Annotated in this window: 1 rRNA gene; it reads right to left on the reverse strand. The window is 45.9% G+C overall.

The window, feature by feature from the left end:
• A 23S ribosomal RNA gene (locus FN369_RS10760) occupies positions 1-518 on the reverse strand; the annotation flags it as partial.

The raw sequence follows: 518 nt of genomic DNA on the forward strand, positions 1-518 counted from the left end.
CTATCCCCTTAACTTTCTGGCATCGAGCACGTGTCAGTCTCTATACATCAATTATACATTTTAGCAGAGACCTGTGTTTTTAGTAAACAGTCGCCCAAACCTTCTTCACTGCGACCTTTTTAACCGAAGCTAAAAAGGCACTCCTTATCCCGAAGTTACGGAGTATCTTTGCCGAATTCCTTAACGAGGGTTCTCTCGAGCACCTTGGGATTCTCTCCCTGCCTACCTGTGTCAGTTTTAGTACGGTTGCCAAATTAACTCACTAACGAGATTATTTCTTGGAGGACACTCCAATTACTTCTAGGCCAAGAGCCAACGTACTCGCCTTCAATATCATATTGCTCCGGATTTGCCTGGAGCGATATATCCAGCTTGAACAAACCATGTCTACTAGGTTTGCTAATCTTTGTGTCCCCGTCATCCCAAGCTCAAACGTCAAGATAGCAGCACAGGAATATTAACCTGTTGTCCATCGTCTACGCCTTTCGGCCTCGACTTAGGTGCCGGCTAACCCTGGG

This window comes from Methylacidimicrobium cyclopophantes, assembly GCF_902143385.2.
GTDB classification, from domain to species: domain Bacteria; phylum Verrucomicrobiota; class Verrucomicrobiia; order Methylacidiphilales; family Methylacidiphilaceae; genus Methylacidimicrobium; species Methylacidimicrobium cyclopophantes.